This window comes from Phaeobacter sp. HS011 (genome assembly GCF_018101215.1).
Lineage (GTDB): Bacteria > Pseudomonadota > Alphaproteobacteria > Rhodobacterales > Rhodobacteraceae > Phaeobacter > Phaeobacter inhibens.
Genome location: NZ_JAGEUF010000001.1, coordinates 691,415 through 707,816 on the forward strand (window position 1 = coordinate 691,415; position 16,402 = coordinate 707,816).

16 protein-coding genes are annotated in these 16,402 nt (G+C 62.4%); 6 read left to right on the forward strand and 10 right to left on the reverse strand.

Going from position 1 to position 16,402, the window contains the following annotated elements; genetic code table 11:
* Positions 1–38 precede the first annotated feature (38 nt).
* Positions 39–764, forward strand: coding sequence for an endonuclease/exonuclease/phosphatase family protein (locus J4721_RS03265; RefSeq protein WP_036767012.1), 726 nt, complete (start codon positions 39–41; stop codon positions 762–764).
* Positions 765–924: 160 nt separating this feature from the next.
* Here J4721_RS03265 and J4721_RS03270 read toward each other — a convergent pair whose 3' ends face one another.
* Positions 925–2,253: a DEAD/DEAH box helicase gene (locus J4721_RS03270; protein WP_244915651.1), complete on the reverse strand. Its 1,329-nt coding sequence runs from the start codon at positions 2,251–2,253 to the stop codon at positions 925–927.
* A gap of 379 nt (positions 2,254–2,632) precedes the next feature.
* Between J4721_RS03270 and J4721_RS03275 the strand changes: the two genes are divergently transcribed.
* From J4721_RS03275 to J4721_RS03295, 5 genes are all read left to right on the forward strand, one after another.
* On the forward strand, positions 2,633–3,046 hold the full coding sequence (locus J4721_RS03275) for a Fur family transcriptional regulator (RefSeq protein ID WP_014874254.1): 414 nt from the start codon (positions 2,633–2,635) through the stop codon (positions 3,044–3,046).
* A 254-nt stretch (positions 3,047–3,300) separates the two neighbouring features.
* Positions 3,301–4,197 (forward strand): DMT family transporter, encoded by an 897-nt coding sequence (locus J4721_RS03280; protein WP_014874255.1) that lies wholly within the window; start codon positions 3,301–3,303, stop codon positions 4,195–4,197.
* 174 nt (positions 4,198–4,371) lie between these two features.
* A complete protein-coding gene (gene eno, locus J4721_RS03285) occupies positions 4,372–5,646 on the forward strand; it encodes a phosphopyruvate hydratase (RefSeq protein ID WP_014874256.1) in 1,275 nt (424 codons plus the stop codon).
* Positions 5,647–5,711: 65 nt separating this feature from the next.
* Complete coding sequence (locus J4721_RS03290; RefSeq protein ID WP_014874257.1) at positions 5,712–6,227, forward strand: hypothetical protein; 516 nt, start codon at positions 5,712–5,714, stop codon at positions 6,225–6,227.
* Between the two features lie 302 nt (positions 6,228–6,529).
* Positions 6,530–6,787, forward strand: a complete 258-nt coding sequence (locus J4721_RS03295) for a hypothetical protein (RefSeq protein WP_102874493.1) — start codon at positions 6,530–6,532, stop codon at positions 6,785–6,787.
* A gap of 210 nt (positions 6,788–6,997) precedes the next feature.
* Here J4721_RS03295 and J4721_RS03300 read toward each other — a convergent pair whose 3' ends face one another.
* From J4721_RS03300 to J4721_RS03340, 9 genes are all read right to left on the reverse strand, one after another.
* The gene (locus tag J4721_RS03300; protein WP_014874258.1) at positions 6,998–7,273 is read right to left on the reverse strand and encodes a glycine zipper 2TM domain-containing protein; all 276 of its coding nucleotides are present in this window, start codon (positions 7,271–7,273) and stop codon (positions 6,998–7,000) included.
* Positions 7,274–8,034: 761 nt separating this feature from the next.
* The gene (locus J4721_RS03305; protein ID WP_014874259.1) at positions 8,035–8,484 is read right to left on the reverse strand and encodes an N-acetyltransferase; all 450 of its coding nucleotides are present in this window, start codon (positions 8,482–8,484) and stop codon (positions 8,035–8,037) included.
* A complete protein-coding gene (locus J4721_RS03310) occupies positions 8,481–9,008 on the reverse strand; it encodes a GrpB family protein (protein ID WP_211002096.1) in 528 nt (175 codons plus the stop codon). Before J4721_RS03310 ends, J4721_RS03305 begins: the two co-directional genes overlap by 4 nt.
* Entirely contained in the window at positions 9,005–9,946 is a 942-nt protein-coding gene (locus J4721_RS03315) for a nucleoside hydrolase (RefSeq protein ID WP_211002097.1), read from the reverse strand. The genes J4721_RS03310 and J4721_RS03315 overlap by 4 nt, the downstream gene beginning before the upstream one ends.
* 171 nt (positions 9,947–10,117) lie before the next feature.
* Complete coding sequence (locus tag J4721_RS03320) at positions 10,118–11,338, reverse strand: DegT/DnrJ/EryC1/StrS aminotransferase family protein (RefSeq protein ID WP_211002098.1); 1,221 nt, start codon at positions 11,336–11,338, stop codon at positions 10,118–10,120.
* A 169-nt stretch (positions 11,339–11,507) separates the two neighbouring features.
* Positions 11,508–12,818, reverse strand: a complete 1,311-nt coding sequence (locus J4721_RS03325; protein WP_211002099.1) for an FAD-binding oxidoreductase — start codon at positions 12,816–12,818, stop codon at positions 11,508–11,510.
* A 115-nt stretch (positions 12,819–12,933) separates the two neighbouring features.
* Positions 12,934–14,292, reverse strand: a complete 1,359-nt coding sequence (locus J4721_RS03330; protein ID WP_014874264.1) for a glutamine synthetase family protein — start codon at positions 14,290–14,292, stop codon at positions 12,934–12,936.
* Positions 14,292–14,972, reverse strand: a complete 681-nt coding sequence (locus J4721_RS03335; RefSeq protein ID WP_014874265.1) for a type 1 glutamine amidotransferase — start codon at positions 14,970–14,972, stop codon at positions 14,292–14,294. The genes J4721_RS03330 and J4721_RS03335 overlap by 1 nt, the downstream gene beginning before the upstream one ends.
* Positions 14,973–15,065: 93 nt before the next feature.
* Positions 15,066–16,385, reverse strand: coding sequence for a glutamine synthetase family protein (locus tag J4721_RS03340; RefSeq protein WP_076619742.1), 1,320 nt, complete (start codon positions 16,383–16,385; stop codon positions 15,066–15,068).
* Positions 16,386–16,402 lie beyond the last annotated feature (17 nt).

Below are 16,402 nucleotides of genomic sequence, written 5' to 3' on the forward strand. Positions count from 1 at the left end.
TATCGCGCACCAGATTGGCAGCACATAAGGCAGGCGGAATGACGCAGGAACAGAGCAGGCAGCCCGGTCGGCTGCGCTTGGCGAGTTACAACATCCAGAAGTCTGTCGGGCTTGATCTGCGCCGCCGCCCGCGCCGGACCTTGCAGGTGATCGAGGGCACCGGGGCGGATCTGGTTCTGTTACAGGAGGCCGACAAACGGCTGCCGCCACGACCCGCCGCGCTGCCGCATTTCATTCTGGATGAGGCAGGATGGCAGATTGTCGATCTGGGCGGGGCGGGATCGCTGGGCTGGCATGGCAATGCGGTCATTTGGCGGGGCGATGGGATCGAATTACAGGACCATGGCCATATCCCCCTGCCGGGGCTGGAGCCACGCGGCGCTGTCTGGGCGCTATTCCAGACCGGGCTTGGACCGCTCAGGGTGGTGGGCGCGCATCTGGGACTGACCACCAAGGCGCGGCATGAGCAGGTGCATCATCTGGCCGAGGTGATCGCAAGAGAGCCTGCACTGCCGACCGTGTGGGCCGGCGATTTCAATGACTGGTCGCGCCAGCCAGTTCTGGACCATCTGGCGCCGGATCTGCGATTTGTGCCGCCGCGCCCGAGCTTCCCGGCGCTGCGGCCGATGGGCGCGCTGGACCGGATTGCGGTGAGCGCGGGGCTGGAGGTTGTGGACAGCGGTGTTTATCGGGCGCGGCCGGCGCATATCGCCTCCGACCATCTGCCGGTCTGGGCGGATCTGGTGGCGGCGGGCCAGGCCTAGGGCCTCGATAGACCATCTCGCTGCCGTGGTGGGCTGGCGGCGTAGCACAGAGCAAAGCCGGACAGATAGAAAAAGCCGGAGACGCGGAATGCGGCCCCGGCTTTATATTTGGGTTCAGTTGCGGTCTCGAAGAGAGGCGGCTGAGGTCACCCGGTCGGGCTTACTGGGCGCGGCGGCGCTGACCGCCGGCTTTACCCTGTCCGCCACCTTGACCTGCACCCTGACCACCGCTGCGCGCTCCGCCCTGGCCGCCGCCACCGCCGCCACTGCGCCGCCGACGATGACCGCCGGGTTTGCCGCCGCCACCGGGTTTGCCACCACCGCGACGTCCGGCCGGAGCCTTGGCATCGGGCAGCACCTCCCACGGACGGCCGGACGCCACCGGGATATTGAGGTTCATGGTTTTCTGAATGGCTTTCAGCTCGCCCATCTCATCGGGCGCGCAGAAGGCCACGGCCTGACCATCCTTGCCCGCGCGTGCGGTCCGGCCAATGCGGTGCACATAGGCGTCGGGGACGTTGGGCAGCTCGTAGTTGTAGACGTATTTCACGTCGGGGATGTCCAGACCACGGGCGGCCACATCGGTGGCCACGAGGATCTTCACCTCGCCCGATTTGAACGAGGCAAGCGCGCGTTCGCGCTGGCCCTGGGATTTGTTGCCGTGGATCGCCGCCGCTGAGAACCCTGCTGCGGACAGCGTCTTCATCAGCTTTTCCATACCGTGCTTGGTGCGACCAAAGACCAGCGTGCGCTCGTCCTTGTGGGCGCCCAGCAGCTCCTTCAGGAGCGACAGTTTTTCAGCCTTGGCGATGAAATGCACCGACTGGGTGATCTTGTCTGCGGCTTTGCCGGGAGGGTTCACCTCGATCCGGACGGGGCTTTGCAGGTAGGAGTTGGCGATCTCGTTCATCTGCTTGGGCATGGTGGCCGAGAACAGCATGGTCTGGCGCTGTTCGGGCAGCAGCGCCGCGATTTTGCGCAGCGCGTGGATGAAGCCGAGGTCCAGCATCTGATCCGCCTCGTCCAATACGAGGAAGTCGCAGGAGCCGAGGTCCAGCGCGCCACGGTCGAGGATGTCCAGCAGACGGCCCGGCGTGGCGATCAGGATGTCGGTGCCGCGCGACAGGCGGCTGATCTGTGGGTTGATCGACACACCGCCGACAACCAGCCCGGTTTTGATCGGGGTGCCTTCGGTCAGGCCTTTGAGGTTGGCGGCGATCTGGTTGGCCAGTTCGCGTGTCGGGGCCAGCACCAGACCGCGCACGGTCTTGGCGGCAGGCTTGCGGCCATATTGCATCATCTGGGCAATCAGGGGCACGCCGAAGGCAGCGGTCTTGCCGGTGCCGGTCTGCGCCAGGCCCAGCACGTCCTGGCCGTTCAGCGCATGCGGAATTGCGCGTGCCTGAATCGGGGTAGGATCTGTGTAGCCCAGCTCAGCAATGCGGGTCAGGAGCTTTTCGGGCAGCCCCATGGTTGAAAATTCTGTCACGTCTCGTCCTTTCACAGCCGGGCGGGTGCCACGGCCGGTGCCGCCCATGCGTATGCCGGGCGGACTGTCGTTGGGGCAGGGACCTCGGGCGGACGGGCATCATGCCAGACCGCTGGTCGCTGCGAGTGCCCCACGCGTGATATTGGGAACGGTGGCATATCCTTAGGGTCGGTTCATTTGCCTGCGCACTCTGTCTGGCGCGGCCCGACGTCCTCTGCTCACGCGGCAGGGAGGGATGCCTGAAGCGGGAGATGGGCCTGTCGGCGGTGAAAGTCAATGGTCAATTGCCGGTTATTCTGCGCCAAAGAGTGTAAAAACCCGGTTTGCGCGGCCTGCGTCTTTGTATAAACAGGGACGCCACGCTGCATAGAGGACGACCATGAGCGAGACGATTATCGCACGCTGCGAAGCCATAGGTCTGCGGATGACAGGCCAGCGACGGGTGATTGCCCGCGTGCTGCAAGAGAGCGCCGACCATCCCGATGTCGAGGAGCTCTATGCCCGTGCCAGTGCCTTGGACGGGGCGATTTCGCTGGCCACGGTCTATCGCACGGTGAAACTGTTTGACGAGGCGGGCATTCTGGAGCGGCTGGAGTTCGGTGACGGACGCGCGCGGTATGAGGATGCCGATCGGGAGCATCATGACCACCTGATCGATATGACCACAGGCGCGGTGATCGAGTTCTGCGATCCCGAGATTGAGGCCTTGCAGGAGAAGATCGCCGAAAAGCTGGGTTATGAGCTGCGGGGCCATAAGCTGGAGCTCTACGGTGTGCCGCGTAAGCGGGATTGAGCGCGGGCGTTTTCTTGTCCAAGAAAACGGGACGGAATTTTGAGGAAAAGTCCGATGCGCCACGGGGGCTGACGCGGGGTGCCCATCACAGGGCGTGATGGCAGAGGTCACATGAAGTCATGGGGCAACGTCGCAAACGGAGTTGTTCGCTGTCGCTGGCTGATGTTTGCTGGCCGGATTGGCCGACGCTGCAGCTTTGATGCCGTTCATAGACCATTATGACGGGCACAAACCACCTTCACGGGACGATCACGATGAACAATGTTACAGGAATTTTGTTGGTGATCCTCGCCATGGCGGGGTTCTCGCTGGAAGATATGTTCATCAAGCAGCTCGCCAAATCGGTGCCCGTGGGTCAGATCCTGATGATGCTGGGTCTTGGCAGCGGCACGGTGTTTGTGATCTGGGCCAAGCTGCAGGGGCACCGGGTCCTGGCGCCGCGCAACTGGCGCTGGCAGCCGGTTCTGCGCGCCTCACTGGAGGCACTGGCGGCGGTCAGCTTTGCCTCAGCGCTGGCGGTGGTAGATATCTCCACAGTGGCGGCGGTGTTCCAGGCGATGCCGCTGGCGGTTACCGTGGGGGCGGCGCTGTTTCTGGGCGAGGACGTGGGATGGCGGCGCTGGAGTGCGATCCTTGTCGGCTTTGCCGGGGTGTTGATGATTGTCCGGCCCGGTTTGGCGGGGTTTGAACCCGGTGTGCTTTTGGTGCTGATCTCGGTGGTGGCGGTTGCTGCGCGCGACCTGATGACGCGGGTGATGGACAGCGCTGTGCCCTCTGCCGTGGTCAGTTCGCAGGCTTTTGGGTCGGTGATCCCGGCCGGGCTGGTGATGCTGCTGGTCCTTCCCGGAGAGCCGGTGGCCCTGCAGGGCGGCCAATGGGGGATGCTGTTGGGCGGTGTGATCTTTGGCGTGCTGGGCTATTATGGCATCGTCACTGCGACCCGGATTGGCAATGCCGCTGTGATCACGCCGTTTCGCTACTCACGGCTGGTGTTTTCGACCCTCATCGGCGTGGTGGTCTTTGCCGAGGCACCGGATGGCATGACGCTGATTGGGTCTGCGCTGATCATTGGGTCCGGGCTATACACGTTCCTGCGGGAGCGGCGTCTGGCGCGGCATGCAGCCCGCGCGGCGGCGGTGGCCACGGCCTGAAGCGGCGGCAGCGAAAACCGGGGGCAATTGGTTGCGCAAACAGGCGCCTGTTAGCCCTAACCCCGTAAAATAAGTCACGTTAGCGATAACGCCCGTGGTTTACTTTTGCCCTGTGGATGCTATGACGCTGGCAAGAATTGCCGCAACCATTTGCCAAGATCAGGGACCCGAGTGATGAGCACTATTATCGATATCCACGCCCGTGAAATTCTGGACAGCCGGGGCAACCCGACCGTCGAGGTTGATGTCATGCTGGAAGACGGCACCATGGGCCGCGCGGCGGTGCCATCCGGCGCCTCGACCGGGGCCTATGAGGCGGTGGAAAAGCGCGACGGCGACAAATCCCGCTATCTGGGTAAAGGCGTTCTGGAGGCGGTTGCGGCAGTCAATGGTGAGATCGCAGAAGAGCTGGTCGGCTTTGACGCCTGCGAGCAGGTCGCTGTCGACATGGCGATGATTGAGCTGGACGGCACCGAGAACAAGGGCCGTCTGGGTGCCAACGCTATTCTGGGTGTCTCCATGGCGGTGGCCAAGGCCGCAGCCGATTTCACCACCCAGCCGCTGTATCGTTACATCGGTGGCACCTCGGCGCGTATGCTGCCGGTGCCGATGATGAACATCATCAACGGCGGCGAACATGCCGACAACCCGATCGACATTCAGGAATTCATGATCATGCCGGTGGCCGCGGACAACATCCGCGACGCGGTGCGCATGGGCTCTGAAGTGTTCCACACCCTGAAGAAAGAGCTGTCGGCGGCAGGTCTGTCGACCGGGATTGGTGATGAGGGCGGTTTTGCCCCCAATATCGCCTCTACCCGCGAAGCGCTGGATTTTGTTCTGAAGTCGATTGAAAAGGCCGGTTACAAGCCGGGCGAGGAAATCTATCTGGCGCTCGATTGCGCGGCGACCGAATACTACAAGGACGGCAAATATGTGCTGTCCGGCGAAGGCAAGACGCTGACCTCTGCTGAAAACGTCGCCTATCTGGCAGCGTTGGTGAAGGACTACCCGATCATCTCCATCGAAGATGGCATGGGTGAGGACGACTGGGACGGCTGGAAGGCGCTGACCGACGAGCTGGGCGACAAGGTGCAGCTGGTCGGCGACGACCTGTTCGTGACCAATCCTGCCCGTCTGGCCGATGGCATTGCGCGCGGCTGCGCCAACTCCATGCTGGTGAAAGTGAACCAGATCGGCACATTGACCGAGACGCTGAAGGCCGTCGATATGGCGCATCGTGCGCGCTATACCAATGTGATGTCGCACCGCTCCGGCGAGACTGAGGACGCCACCATCGCCGACCTCGCCGTGGCCACCAATTGCGGTCAGATCAAGACGGGTTCGCTGGCACGGTCCGACCGGCTCGCGAAGTACAACCAGCTGATCCGGATTGAGGAAATGCTGGGTGAGGTGGCCGAATACGCGGGCCGCTCTATCCTGAAATAAGAACAGAGGCCGGGGCGTGTTGCTCCGGCCTTTTTACTTGGTGTTTGTATCTGTGGTGTTTGACCATGCTTAAGAAGATTGCGCATTTCCTTATTCGCAGAGCGGAGCGCCGGGTTGGCGTGTCTCTGGATTACTCTCATGCGATTGCGGATGCTGATTTCGGCCTGCTGACGCGTTACAATCGGGTCTTCGGGTTTCTGGATCCCAACCGTCATGTGCCTGCGGCTGCTTATCACGCAGCGCGGTTGACAGGTGCGTTGAGTGCGGATTGTGGCACCTGTGTTGAGGCGGAGATCAATCTGGCAAAATCCGCTGGGCTGACGCCGGAGTTGATCCAGTCGATCCTGACGGGAGGTACGCTGGAACCGGAGCTGGAGGCAGTTGTGCGGCTCTCCGGGGCTGTCGCTGGTGCGCGAACGGATGATCCGGAGGCGCGGGAAATCGTGCGCGCGGCCTACGGCGAGGCGGGGCTGATCGAGCTGAGTTTTGCGATGAACGGGGCGGCAATGCTGCCGGGGATCAAGCGGGCTATGGGGTATGCCACGGCCTGTGATCTGCAACTGATGCGCCGCTTGGCCTAATGCGGCGCGAGCTGATGCGAGGCGACCCGATGCGATACGGCCTGGGGTCGCCGGAGGTGGTGGCTGAAGGCGGGTGTTGATCTGACGTCGGCTCCCTCCCGAAATACCATCCCAACTGACGCACGAGTGCGCAGGGACAGGAGATAGGCCTGTCGCCTGTTCAGCGTCGATCCGTGCTCATTTTTCAAATTATGTGCGAATAGCGCGCGTATGTGGCTTTGTTCACAGACGCGTGAGGGTGGCTGTGGCAGTCTTTGGGTCAGGCGCTACGGGGGTGGCGCTGGCTGAGGAGGGGGAAGACCATGCGAGTAAGACCACATCCGAAAGCCCGGCCAACCGTTTCGGTGACCAAGGCTGACGCAAAAGTGCCGGTGGCACCTGCTCTTGCGACGGCGGGTGCGGGAAGCTGGCTGCCTATCGGGATCGTTGTTGCGGTGGCGCTGCTGGCGGGATGCGCGGGACCTGGGCGCTATCCGCTGAGTGGGCAGACTGTTGGTATGAGTGATCCGGTTCTTAGCCTGTCGATGACACAGGGCGCGACTGTTGCCGGGGGGCTTTGACGCGCGCTGCCAAGGGGGATCGACAGCATCTGGGCCCTTCCTGTTCCGGGGGGCGTGCGCCGACGGGGGGCGCGGCTTTTTCAGCCGTTGGCGAATGGGAAAGACCCTGAGGGCGATTTGCTTTCAGGGTCTTTTTCGTGTGATTGGTCCCGTTTCGCATGGTATCGCTTCGGTGGCGGTCACGCGCGCGGAAGCTGGGTTACGTGAACCTTATGGGCAGGCCGCCGTGTAATAGGTGCCGTCGCCGCGGGAATAGGCGCATTGGCGGGACTGGCTGTTCTGGGCCACCACGGTGCCCGCTGCTGCGCCGCCAAGGGCGGCGATCAGGCGCCAGTCGTCATCTGCCTTGAGTGCATCGGCGGCGATCAGACCGGCGGCGGCACCACCGGCCACCCCGGCCACGGTGCGTTGTTCCGGAGTGAGGTCGGAGCAGGCGGAGACGGCCAGAGTGGCGGCGCTCAACCCGGCGAGAATATGCGTTTTCATGTGGTTTCCTTTCCTGTCTTATATGCGGTCCTGTTTATCTGGACACGCAGGGGTCGTTGCGGTCGTGGTGATTTTGCGGAGCGGAGTGACCTTATCTGTGTGGTCGCTGCCTGATCTGGGCCTGATCTGGGGTGGTCCCCGTCCGAGCAGAGACGAGGGACCACATTGCGCGGGGGGCGCGGTAGATTCGAATAAATTCTATGGCGGACCAGAGCCACCTCACCCCTGGGGCGGCTCTGGTCTGTTGGCCGGGTCTCACCCCTGATCCCCGGCCGGTTTGGCCGATTATTGTGGCCGCAGCAGTGTGGATCTTGTCCCCTCGGCTCCCCTAAGCCGTTGTCGAGGGGGCGTATCCCGAAGGGACGCGCCGGATCCATGCTGGTAATTATGCCGTCGGCTTTGCCTCGGCGACCGCCCCGGTGGGCGGCCATATGCTGCGGCTTCTGCCGCTGTCTCAGTTGCGCTGCCAAAGCTCTGGCAGCGCGCTCCCACACGTCCCACGGTGTGTTCAATTCCGGTCAGCGATGCGGAAGAAGATCATGTTCTGCCGCCTGCTGTCTGAGAGAGAACGCACAACCTGCAGATCGGTTCCCTCAGCGGGAAAAATCTTGTGGAAAAAAATCTGGAGGCGCGGGTGGGGCAACTGGACCTATGGGTCCGGCAGTGGCGTTGTGCCCGTAGGGGCGCCTGCCACGCGGCCGGGGGCCGGGAATGTTTTCCTCAAAACATTTGCCCCTGCCGCGGATGGCAGTGAAATGGGATCAGAGCTTGCGGCTCATCAGCATGTAGCGCTCGCGGGGTTCAAACCGGGCACGGGTATAAAGGCCGCGCGCGGTGTCATCGTTTTTGTCGACCTCAAGATGCAGCGCCTTGATACCGGCCTCAGCCAGGGTGCGGGGCAGGGCAAACAGCACCTCCGTGGCGATGCCGCGACCACGCACGGGAGGACGAATGAACAGCTCATCCACAAACCCGTCCATGCCGCCAAATTCCACCGACCAGCTAAAGGTCACAACGATGTAGCCCACGGGTGCGCGGCTGGGGCCAATCAGATAGACCGCGCCATAGGGCAATCCCTCAAGCAGGGGTTCGATGGCCGCGCGGCGCAAACTGTCGTCCGAGGCGATGCCAGTCTCCTGATGAAAGGCGGCGACCAGATCCAGAACACGGTCCAGATCTTCGGGGCGGGCCAGATGCAATGCGGCACTCATGAGATTTCCTTTGTTGCCAGCGCGTAGATCGCGTGTGCTTCGATCTTTTGCACCCAGTCTGATTTGCAGTCACCATATCCATGCATGTCACCGGGATGCAGCGCGGCGCATTTGCCCTTGATCGCTGCGTAGCCTGCCCGCAGTGCGACGTTGGCCCGCAGGGCATCGCGAAAGGCGATATGGCGTGTGATCTCGTCAGAACCTTCCACATAACAATGCGCCTGCACCCGGCGTTTTCCGGTTTCTGGATCATCGTAGCGGCAGTAGCGCCGTCCGGGCAGGCCAAATTCACCCAGCCATTCGAACCCAAGCGCTTCAATGGTCTGGCGGGCGGTATCCATAGCGGCCTCACTCTCAAAGACAGGTATCAGATCAATAATGGGTTTGGCGGGTAGGCCGGGAACTGCGGTTGATCCGATATGATGCACCTCAATCAGGCCATCTACGCCACTGTCTGACCAGCGGTCTGCTTCGGCCTGGGCCTGTGTCGGCCAGGTGGGGTCCGGAGCAACAACCAGGCTCATAGCCGCGCCAACCGGGTGGTGATCAGGTCGAAGAAGCCATCGGCATCCAGATCGCCCATAAATTGCGCATTGGCAGGCCGGTCTGTGACCCCCCACCAATCGGCCACGGTCATGCCCAATGTCAGCTCGGACGTGGTCTCAACCACCACATTGACATGGCGGCCCGAGAACAGCTCTGGCCGGATCAGATAGGCAATGACGCAGGGGTCATGCAGCGGGCCGCCTTCGGAGCCGTATTTCTCCACATCAAAGCGTTCAAAGAAATCAAGCATCTCGGCGGTGAACCGTGCCACTTTGGTGTCGAGGGCGCGGATCTTTTCAACCCGTGCGCGGGTGGCGAGCGCCTTATGGGTGACATCCAGCGGCATCATGGTGATAGGCACGCCTGAGGTCAGCACTGCGGCGGCGGCTTCAGGGTCGACATAGATGTTGAATTCCGCCGCCGGGGTGATGTTGCCGACCTCAAAATAGGCGCCGCCCATCAGCACGATCTCCTGCACGCGGTCCACGATATCAGGGGCCTTTTGAAAGGCGGCGGCAATATTGGTCAGCGGCCCCAGCGGACAGAGGGTGACGGTGCCGGGGGCTTCGCGGCGCAGGGTGTCGATGATGAAATCGACGCCATGTGCTGCAGCCAGGGGCATGGTCGGATCCCACAGCTCGGGTCCGTCAAGACCGGTTTTGCCATGCACATGTTCGGCGGTGATCAGGGGCCGTTGCAGCGGGGCGTCACAGCCTGCGTGCACGGCGACATCCGGGCGGCCTGCCACCTCGCACACGCGGCGGGCGTTGGTCTGGGTCAGCGCAAGTGGCACATTGCCGGCCACACAGGTTATCCCAAGCAGATCAATCTCTTGTGGGCTGGCCAGCGCCAGCAGAATGGCGACAGCGTCGTCCTGTCCGGGGTCGGTGTCGATGATGATCTTGCGCGCGCTCATGGGCCTGTCCTTCTGGTCTTCGCGCTGACCCTCGCAAGGGGGGCGGGTAATGTCCAGCGGTGGCGCGGGCTGCGGTCGGGAATTCGCCGGTTTCCTCCCACCCGCACACTGAAAAAGGCGCGCCGAAGCATCCCGCGCGCCTTTGTGTCCGGTTGTGTATGGGGCCTGAAATCAGGCTGCTGCGGCCCCCATAGCGTCGGCCATCGCCGACAGCAGAACATCCGCGATCACATTGAGTTCGTCGCGTGTGAGGCGCACCGGCAGGCGTACATCGCAGGCCTGCATCAGCATGGCGCGGGTCTGCGGCAGCTCGGGGATGTCGCGCAGGAATTGCCAGTTCCAGAATGCACGGGCGTTGTCTTCGGAGAGGCCGAAGATCTGCACCTTGACACCCCGCGCCTCGGCGGCGGCGGCAAAGCGGTTGATCTCTTCGCTGCTCATATCAACCAGATTGAACTGGATCGAATCCGGCGCGCGCTGTTCTGGTTTCAGCGGGGCGGGCACGTCGATATGCGGCGAGCGGTTGAGCTGATCTGCCACATAATCGTGGTTCTTCAGCCCGTCGCGGACCCGGCGTGCCAGTTCCGGCAGTTGCGGACGGATCACCACAGCAGAGAGGTTGCTCATCCGCAGGTTATAGAGCGGCAGCTGGTTCTGCCATTTGGCAAAGGCCTGCTCCAGATCGCCGGTGTTGTCGCCGGGTGCGGATTTATGCTTCTTCCAATTGTGTTCGTAGGCACCGGACATGATCACGGCGCGGGCCACCAGATCGGCATCATCGGTGACCAGAATACCGCCCTCGCCGGCGTTGATCATCTTGTAGGACTGGAAAGAGAAACAGCCGATGGCGCCCAGCGTGCCGATATTGCGACCATGCCAAGTGGTGCCCAGCGAATGGGCCGCGTCTTCAATCACCGGAATGTCGCGCGCCTGACAGAGCGCCATAATCGCATCCATATCGGAGGTATGGCCGCGCATATGGCTGATGATCACCGCCTGCACATCCTTCAGCTTGGCCTCAAAATCGGCCATGTCGATGCGGTAGTTCGCGCCCACCTCGCACAGCACCGGCACGCAGTCGGCATGCACGATAGAGGAGGGGACAGCGGCGAAGGTAAAGCCCGGGATCAGCACGCGTGCATCACGGGGCAGATCCAGCGCCTTCAGCGACAGGAACAGGGCGGCCGAACAAGACGACACCGCCAGCGCGTATTTGCTGCCAAGTAGCTGGGCGAATTCCTCCTCCAGCAGGGCAACCGGCGCATCCTGCGGCGCGGTGTAGCGGAACAGATCGCCGGATTGCATCAACGCCTCAAGCGCCGTGCGCGCGGCCTCCGGGATGGGTTCTGCCTGATGGACATTCGGGACCTGCGACGGGGATGTCTGGCTCATATTTCAAAATCCTGAAACTACCTTTCCAAAAACATAAAAGGTATATGGGCAAATGCCAAGCACCCGCGGCAGGGGCGGCGGGTTTTGGCGGATAATTTCACGAAACTGTTGCTTTGGGCCTGTCAGATGCAGGAGCGGCGCGCCGTTCTGGAGAGCGCGTTGCTGGATCTTAGATGCCCAGCCTGTCGCGCAGCGCATACCAGGTCATCGCCAGCGCCAGTAGCGGGCTGCGCATGGCAGCCCCGCCGGGGAAGGCGGGGGCGGGCACGCGCGCCATTGTGTCGAACCCGTCTCCGTCGCCCGCAATGGCCAGCGCCATCAACTGGCCTGCATGGGTGGCAGTGCCGACCCCATGGCCGGAATAGCCCGAGGCGCTGAGGATATTGGGGGCAAGCCGGGCCAGATAGGGCATCCGCTTCATGGTGATGGCCAGGGTGCCACCCCAGGCGTAGTCAATGTTCACATCGTGCAGATGCGGGAATATCTCGGTCATTGGCTTGCGCACGGTGGCGGCGATATCGCTGGGGAAGCGGTAGCCATAGCTTTCGCCGCCGCCGAACAGAAGGCGCCCGTCATGGCTGAGCCGGAAGTAATTCACCACAAATTTGCTATCGGCCACGGCCACATCACGGGCCAATACCTGTGCGGCCTCCTCGCCAAGCGGTTCGGTCGCGGCGATGAAATTGTTGATGGGCATCACCCGCGCGGCGACCTGCCGGTTGAGGCCGCCGAGATAGCCGTTGCAGGCCAGGATCAGATGATCGGCGGTGACGCTGCCTGTGTCAGTGCGCAGTCGGACTTGCGCGCCAGTCTCAATGTCCAGAACCTCGCTGCCCTCGCAGATCTGCACCCCGGCAGCTGCTGCGGCACGGGCCAGGCCAAGGGCGTAGTTCAGTGGATGCAGATGGCCCGCGCCCATGTCCAGCGAGCCGCCGACATAGGCGGGCGAGGGGCAGATGGCCTGCAATGCAGCCGCGTCCAGCGCGGTGATGTCGCCATAGCCATAGCGGGTTTGCAGATGTTCGACATAGCGGTGCTCATGGCTGACGTCGCTTTTGGAAAAACAGGCATGGGCAATGCCCGGTTTCAGATGACAGTCGATACCGTGGCGCGCGATCAGGGATTTCACCAGATCCTTGGCGTCTTCGGCCAGATGCCACAGTTTCGCGGCCTCCGGCTCACCCATCAGGCTTTCCAGCCCGTCTTGCTCCATGCGCTGACCGCTGCCCAGTTGACCGCCGTTGCGGCCCGAGGCGCCAAAGCCGACACGGTTGGCCTCCAGCAGGATGACCGACCGCCCGGCTTCTGCCAGATGCAATGCGGCCGACAGGCCGGTATAGCCGCCGCCAACGATGCAGACATCGGCGCGGGCCTGGCCCTGCAAGGGGGCAAAGGGCGCAAGCGGTGTGGCGGTTGCCGCATACCAGCTGTTGGGATAGGTCCCTTTGCGGTCATTGGAATAGAGCAGGTTCAATGCCATCACACACCTCAATCACCGGCAGGTACTGCCCGATGCGGGCAAGCGCAACTGCCTGTCATCTTTCCATAAATACTCACCAGCGCTGACGTCGCGGCGGACGCCAGCGCTGGCAGTGTTAGACGTTCAGCAGCAGATGCTCACGTTCCCAAGGAGAGATTACCTGCAGGAACTCGTCATATTCGGCGCGTTTCACGATGGAATAAACGCGGGCAAACTCTGGCCCCAGCACCTCATGCAGCGCGCTGGCCTCTTCAAAGAGATCCAGTGCCTGTCCCATCACCTGGGGGATATCGCCGTCGCCCGCATAGGCGTCGCCCTTGAACTGCTTGCGCGGGCGTTCCTCGTTGACAAGACCCAGATAGCCGCAGGCCAGTGACAGCGCGATCCCCAGATAGGGGTTGCAGTCCATCCCGGCGATGCGGTTTTCCACCCGCCGTGCCTCCGGGCCCGAAAGCGGCACCCGGATCCCGGTGGTGCGATTGTCGCGCGCCCATTCCAGATTGATCGGGGCGGCCTGTTCCTTCACGTAGCGGCGATAGGAATTCACGTAAGGTGCCATCACCGCCAGACCGGCGGGCAGATGGTTCTGCAACCCGCCGATGAAGTGGTAAAACGCATCCGTTTCCCCGCCCTGCGGACCGGAGAAGATATTGTCGCCGCTCTCCATGTCGATGATCGAATGGTGAATGTGCATGGCTGAACCGGGTTCATCAGCGATGGGTTTGGCCATGAAGGTGGCAAAGCAATCGTGCCGCAGCGCGGCCTCCCGGATCAGACGTTTGAAATAGAACACCTCATCGGCCAGTTTCACCGGATCGCCATGGCGCAGGTTGATCTCCAGCTGGCCTGCGCCACCTTCCTGGGTGATGCCGTCGATTTCAAAGCCTTGGGCTTCGGCAAAGTCGTAAATATCATCGATCACCGGGCCAAATTCATCTACGGCGGTCATGGAATAGGCCTGACGGGCCGCTGCAGGACGGCCGGAACGCCCCATCATCGGTTCGATTTCACGCGCCGGGTCAATGTTGCGCGCGACGAGGAAGAATTCCATTTCAGGTGCCACAACCGGTTGCCAGCCTTTGTCATGGTACAGCTGCACCACCCGTTTCAGCACGTTGCGCGGGCTGAAGGGGATGGGTTTGTGGTCGCGGTCATAGGCGTCGTGGATCACTTGCAGGGTCCAGTCGCCGGTCCAGGGGGCAGCGGTGGCGGTGGACATGTCCGGTTTCAGGATCATGTCCTTTTCGATCCAGCCATCGTCATCCGCCGCCTCGGCCCAGTCGCCGGTTATGGTCTGGTAGAAAATACTGTCGGGCAGGTGGAAATAATCCTGCTTGGCAAATTTGGACGCTGGCACCGCCTTGCCCCGGGCGATGCCCGGCAGGTCCGAGATGATGCATTCAACCTCGTCGAGACGACGGCCCTCCAGATAGGTTTTTGCAGCTTCGGGAAGGGTGTCGAGCCAGGCTGACATCAGGTCCTCTCTTTCTGGAAGAAGGCATTGAGGAAGGTTGCGATTTCACCCGATTGGACGGGGTGGTGTAATTCGGTGCTGGCGGCATCAAGGATCGCGTCTGGTACCACGCCGCGCCCGCGGCTGTCGATCAGACCGCCGACAAAGCTGCTGGCAAATTCCGGGTGCGGTTGCAGGGTCCAGATGTGGTCGCCATAGGCAAGGATGCCGTTCTTGCAATGATCGTTGCCAGCTAGAACCCGTGCGCCCTCGGGCAGGGTGGTGACCTGATCCTGATGCCACGCATTGAGCCGCAGGGGCTTGTCGTCCATCTGATATGTCACCGGGCCAACGGCCCAGCCGCCGGCAAATTTCTCAACCTTGCCGCCAAGCGCCTGAGCAATGATCTGGTGACCAAAGCAGATGCCGACCAATGGCTGCTTGCGGGCGTGGATCTCGCGGATCAGATCCTCTAGCGGGGGGATCCAGTCGTGATCTTCATAGGCGCCATGTTTGGAGCCGGTGATCAGCCAGCCATCTGCCGCGTCAGCGCCGCTGGGGAAAATGTTGTCGACCACCGCGTAGGTGTCGAAGTCAAAACCGCCGTCGGCCAGCAGATTGCGGAACATCTGGTCATAGTTGCCCGAGCTGTCGATCAGGTTTTCGGGCGCGTGGCCGGTTTGCAGAATGCCGATTTTCATGGGTCACCAAATTTGATCAAATTAAGCCTAGCCGAGGTCCGCAGCTCAGGCAAGCGCTTGATGCGGGGCGTTGTGGGCTTTGACAGGCTGATGTCATACCGCCTCAAGCCACGACAGCCAATGACTCTCTGCCGGGCGCTCGGCGAAGCCTGCCAGCTCCTGACGTTTCATCATCACCAGATTGCGGATCACGCGATCCGGCAGAATGCGGGCAATCAGGGGGTCGCTGTCGAAGAGATCAACCGCAGAGGCCCAGTCCGGTGCCAGCTGTGGCAACCCGTCAATCTCATAGATGTTGCCTTCGGACGGGGCAGGTGGCGTGGCGCCATCTTCAATCCCGGCGAGGGCCGCGCCGAGGACAACCGCGAGCATCAGATACGGGTTGATGTCGCCGCCTGCGACCCGGTGTTCGATGCGGCGCGCCTTGGGGCTGCCGCCGGGAATACGGATGGCGGCGGTGCGGTTTTCATAGGCCCAGGCGGCGCTGACGGGGGCATGCGCGCCGGGGACCAGTCGGTCGTAGGAATTGCCGTGTGGTGCCAGGATCAGCGTGCTGGCGGGCATCGCGGTGAGGCAGCCGGCCACCGCGTTCATCAGCAGATCCGAGCCGCGTTCGGTGCCGTCGTTGAAGACATTGTTGCCGTCCTCATCCTCGACCGAGAAATGCACATGCATGCCATTTCCGGCCTCTTCGGCATAGGGTTTGGCCATGAAAGTGGCGGCAAACCCGTGTTTGCGGGCCAGGCCTTTGACCAGCGCCTTGAACAGCCAGGCGTCATCGGCGGCGCGCATGGCATCCTGATGGTTGAGGTTGATTTCAAACTGACCCAGACCGGCCTCCGAGATGGCGGATTGGGCGGGGATGCCCATCGCGTCGGACCCCTCGTAGAGGTCGGTGAAAAACGCATCAAAGGCGTCCAACTCCGCGACCGACAGGACGGATTGCTGATCCAACTCGCGGCCTGTGAGCGGGTCGATGGGCGGGGCGGGTTGTGCGCCGCTGTCGTCCAGCAGGCTGAACTCCATCTCGGTGGCGGCGATAACCCGCCAGCCGCGCTGCTGGTAGCGTGCCAGGACATCGGCCAGCACGTGGCGCGGATCGCCCATGAAGGGGCGGCCATCCTCCCAATACATCGCCATCGGAACCAGCGCCGAAGGGTTGGCCAGCCAGGGCATCGGGACTGCGCCGCGCTCAGTCGGGAGCATCACGCCATCGGCGTCGCCGGTCTCAAACACCAGCGGGTTGTCTTCGACATCGCGGCCCCAGAGATCGACATTGAGGGTCGAGATCGGCATTCGTGCAGCGCCATCTGCCAGCTTGTCTGCCAGCCCCACGGGCATACGCTTGCCGCGCATCTGCCCGTTCAGGTCACAGGCGGCGATGCGGATAGTGCGCAGATGAGACAGATCCATCGGAGGCTCCTTGGTTG

Coding starts and splice junctions, on each gene's coding strand:
- J4721_RS03265 (WP_036767012.1), top strand. CDS start 39: ATGACGCAGGAACAGAGCAGGCAGCCCGGTCGGCTGCGCTTGGCGAGT.
- J4721_RS03275 (WP_014874254.1), top strand. CDS start 2,633: ATGAGCGAGACGATTATCGCACGCTGCGAAGCCATAGGTCTGCGGATG.
- J4721_RS03280 (WP_014874255.1), top strand. CDS start 3,301: ATGAACAATGTTACAGGAATTTTGTTGGTGATCCTCGCCATGGCGGGG.
- eno (WP_014874256.1), top strand. CDS start 4,372: ATGAGCACTATTATCGATATCCACGCCCGTGAAATTCTGGACAGCCGG.
- J4721_RS03290 (WP_014874257.1), top strand. CDS start 5,712: ATGCTTAAGAAGATTGCGCATTTCCTTATTCGCAGAGCGGAGCGCCGG.
- J4721_RS03295 (WP_102874493.1), top strand. CDS start 6,530: ATGCGAGTAAGACCACATCCGAAAGCCCGGCCAACCGTTTCGGTGACC.
- J4721_RS03300 (WP_014874258.1), bottom strand. CDS start 7,273: ATGAAAACGCATATTCTCGCCGGGTTGAGCGCCGCCACTCTGGCCGTC.
- J4721_RS03305 (WP_014874259.1), bottom strand. CDS start 8,484: ATGAGTGCCGCATTGCATCTGGCCCGCCCCGAAGATCTGGACCGTGTT.
- J4721_RS03310 (WP_211002096.1), bottom strand. CDS start 9,008: ATGAGCCTGGTTGTTGCTCCGGACCCCACCTGGCCGACACAGGCCCAG.
- J4721_RS03315 (WP_211002097.1), bottom strand. CDS start 9,946: ATGAGCGCGCGCAAGATCATCATCGACACCGACCCCGGACAGGACGAC.
- J4721_RS03320 (WP_211002098.1), bottom strand. CDS start 11,338: ATGAGCCAGACATCCCCGTCGCAGGTCCCGAATGTCCATCAGGCAGAA.
- J4721_RS03325 (WP_211002099.1), bottom strand. CDS start 12,818: ATGGCATTGAACCTGCTCTATTCCAATGACCGCAAAGGGACCTATCCC.
- J4721_RS03330 (WP_014874264.1), bottom strand. CDS start 14,292: ATGTCAGCCTGGCTCGACACCCTTCCCGAAGCTGCAAAAACCTATCTG.
- J4721_RS03335 (WP_014874265.1), bottom strand. CDS start 14,972: ATGAAAATCGGCATTCTGCAAACCGGCCACGCGCCCGAAAACCTGATC.
- J4721_RS03340 (WP_076619742.1), bottom strand. CDS start 16,385: ATGGATCTGTCTCATCTGCGCACTATCCGCATCGCCGCCTGTGACCTG.